Consider the following 3,513-nt stretch of genomic DNA (forward strand, 5'->3'; position numbering starts at 1 on the left):
TTGTTAATGATGCCAATCGCTATGCTGTTGAAACCATTGGCAACCCTGCCTATCCATTAGAATTGTTTCAAAGGGTTATTACTGTAAGTTTAGAGACAATCAAAATTGTTAAGAACCTACCAAAATTGGAAATTAGAGAAACTGAATAGACTTATAAAGCATGCTCACATAACGGGTATGATAAACTCATAAGGGGTATAGAGCTTATAACCATAATCTATACCTCTCTTGTTAAGTTTATTAGATATAATCTTTAAAAAGAGTGTTTATATGCGTTATTCTAAAAAGAAATCATTTGCACTTTTAGATACTCTTATTTGGATTGCTTTAAGACTTTAAGAAACCCTATCTTAAAGTGAATATGCTTCTTTTGGATTGCCTTTAAAAGATTATACCGTAATCTAAAATGATAGCTTTATCCTTTTCAAAAGCTTTGTTTAAAGAGAGTTATATATACTCATTTTCTTATATTACTTATAGGTTTTGAAGGTTTCTCAAACCCTCAAAATACCCTCAAAAATATACCGTGGGTTGTATTTATAGGTTGTATCTTGATATAGGTTGTTTATTAAAAAAATAACTTATTGAAATATAATAACTTTTATTTTTTGATTGAAAAAAAATATATAAAGGGGTAAAGGGAACCCTCAAAATCTTCAAAATCCTCAAAACTCATAACCACAATAGTCTTGATAACATTTCTTATCATTATAAACTGTCTTTTGAAAATTCACTTATTATTTTTTAAAGTACCAACCTTTAAATCTATAAATACGTCTTAATAGCATTTTTATGATTATAAACCGTTTCTTTTGAAAGGCTTTAAAGGATCACATGTTTTTTTTAAGACGTGGTTTAATCACTCACTAAAATCATCATTTTGTCAGTTCAATTTACTGACACATAACTGACAAGTTTTAATCAATTCACATCATTGGCTATCTTTAAAGATTGTACTCTTGATATAAGTTATGTTTTAAAGATATTAACATATTGAAATATAATGTTTTTAATTTTTACTCATTTAAAAAAATAATATAGGCTTTAAAAAGAACTGACAACACTGACAAGACTGACACGGTCTATAAAAGCTATTTTGCTCATCTCTATAATTATCAGTTTCTATTGAGATGTTTTCATAACGGTTTATAAATCACAATTATCCTATTTATCATTTCTCTTATGAAAATGAAAAATAATGCGGTGGCTATAAAGAAGATAACAGCTATAAAGCACGCGTGAAAAAAAGCAGGCTTTCATAATCATAAGGCATTTTCATAATCACATGCAAATGAAAGGATTGATTATAAAAACAGTCCCTATAAAAAGCTGTTAAGTTGCAAATGTGTTATTAAAAGAAATTAACAGAAATCTTTAAAAACCATTTAGTAAAAAAACAGATAGGTTATAAAGTTTAAAATACGCATGATGAGAGCGTTTATAAATATTATAAATGTATAGATTCAAAAATAACGCAATCGTTTCACAAAGCATATAATATAGCGTTAAAAGCACATAAATATAAAAGAAGCAATTCATAATCATAATATATTATCAATACATAACGTATTTAAAAAATAATAAAAAATATCAAAAAAGATAAAATATTATTTGACAATAAATACGTATTTTGTTATATAAATATTCAAGTGATCAAAACACTAAACATGTAGCGAAGAGGTTGCGATAAACCTAATCCTATTAAAAACTGACTGTCCTTTGTGCTTTTATTAGTATATAGAGACTTTGTCGGGTGTCGTTACGTCATAAAATACCCTTATGGGAAAAGCGTAACAACGGACTACATGCCGTGTTTTGAGCACCCGGCGCCCTTATAGGGTGTCAATTTCAAAATCATAAACATGTAGGATTTAATTATGACAACTATATCAAAAAACACCCCCGTTATCTCTTCCATTTCAAATGAAACCGCATCTGTTAATAAGCAACAGCCTGCAAAAAAATATGAATTTACAGGTGAGACAATAGAGGTTGGCTTTAAAACCCTTCATAGGATTAGAGCTTTAAGAGATTTTGGAGATGTAAAAAAAGGCGATTTAGGTGGTTTTATACAAGGTGAAAGCAACCTCTCTCATGAGGGCAATTGCTGGGTCGGAGGGAAAGCCAAGGTTTATAGCAATGCACGGGTTTACGATAATGCCGTTGTAAGTGGCTATGCTCATGTAAACAATGTTGCTTGCATTTATGAAAACGCCCGTGTTTATGGCAAGGCTGTTGTGGCTGGTCAAGTCTATGGCAATGCCAAGGTTTATGGTTTTGCACGCATTTATCCGGATGCTCATATTTTTGATAATGCTTGCGTTCATTATTACGCTTGTGTCTTTAATGATACAAAAATTTATGGCAATGCGAAAATTTCTGGATATGCTTGTATTTTTGCAAATGTAAAGATTTTTCGCAATGCGATCATTAAAGGGGATACTTGGGTTCGCAATAATATTGAAGTCTGTAGTAAAGAAATTGTCTATAACGATCAGTCATTAAAAGAAGCTGCGTAATTGACACGCGCGGGCGCGGCGGGGGCGCCTGCTTTCTAACCAAATTCTTTCATTCAAAAATTAAATCTTCTTATAAAGGAATTGTGCCATGCAAAAGAAATTTGCACTCACAAATGAGACACGTGTAATTAATAATCATACCCTTTATCGCATTAAAGCATTAAAAGACTTTGCTGATGTTAAAGCAGGTACTTTAGGGGGCTTTATTGAAAAGGAAGATAACCTCTCTCATGATGGTAATTGCTGGGTCTATAATGAGGCTTGTGTTTATAATAATGCTCATGTTTCTGATAATGCTAAAGTCTTAAATGAAGCTTATGTTTTCGATAATGCAAAAATTGAAGGCAATGCTAAAGTTTTTGATGGTGCAAGAATTTATGACAATGCAAAAATTGCTGATAATGCCTTGGTTTTTGGATATGCTTTTGTTTACAAACATGCTCGTGTTTTTAATAACGCCGCTGTATGTGATAAGGCTGTTATAAGAGACAATGCAAAAGTCTATGGGAATGCTTTTATTAATTGGTATACACGTATTGAAGACAATGAAACGATTAATCTTGCATCTCAAATTTCTGATGACGCTTGTGTCTCTTTACCTATAACAAAAAAATACGAATTTACGAATGAAACGCGTTGTGTGGCTGGTCATACTTTACACCGCATTAAAGCCATTAGAGATTTTGCTGATGTAAAGACTGGTGATTTAGGTGGTTTTATCGAAAATGAAAGCAATCTCTCTCATGATGGCAATTGCTGGGTTTATGATAATGCTACCGTTTTTTGGGAAGCTGTCGTTTCTGACAATGCAAAAATACATGATAATGCTTGTATTAATAGAAATGCTAAAGTTTATGGCAATGCCGTTGTTAATGATGATGCATGGGTTTTCGGTGCAAATGCTCATGTTTATGGCAATGCAAAAATTAATGACAATGCTATCGTTCGTGGTCAAGTTTATGACAATGCCTTTGTTTGTAATAAAGCTAATATC

The 3,513-nt window shown here is 31.6% G+C and carries 2 protein-coding genes; both read left to right on the forward strand.

Annotation, left to right across the window (positions count from 1 at the left end; genetic code table 11):
* Positions 1-1,877: 1,877 nt before the first annotated feature.
* Positions 1,878-2,519 (forward strand): hypothetical protein, encoded by a 642-nt coding sequence (locus PVV60_RS09705; RefSeq protein ID WP_273724575.1) that lies wholly within the window; start codon positions 1,878-1,880, stop codon positions 2,517-2,519.
* An 88-nt stretch (positions 2,520-2,607) separates the two neighbouring features.
* A partial coding sequence (locus PVV60_RS09710; RefSeq protein WP_273724576.1) for a hypothetical protein occupies positions 2,608-3,513 on the forward strand: 906 nt, incomplete at its 3' end.

It is taken from the genome of Bartonella sp. AU18XJBT (genome assembly GCF_028618595.1).
Lineage (GTDB): Bacteria > Pseudomonadota > Alphaproteobacteria > Rhizobiales > Rhizobiaceae > Bartonella.

Coding starts and splice junctions, on each gene's coding strand:
- PVV60_RS09705 (WP_273724575.1), top strand. CDS start 1,878: ATGACAACTATATCAAAAAACACCCCCGTTATCTCTTCCATTTCAAAT.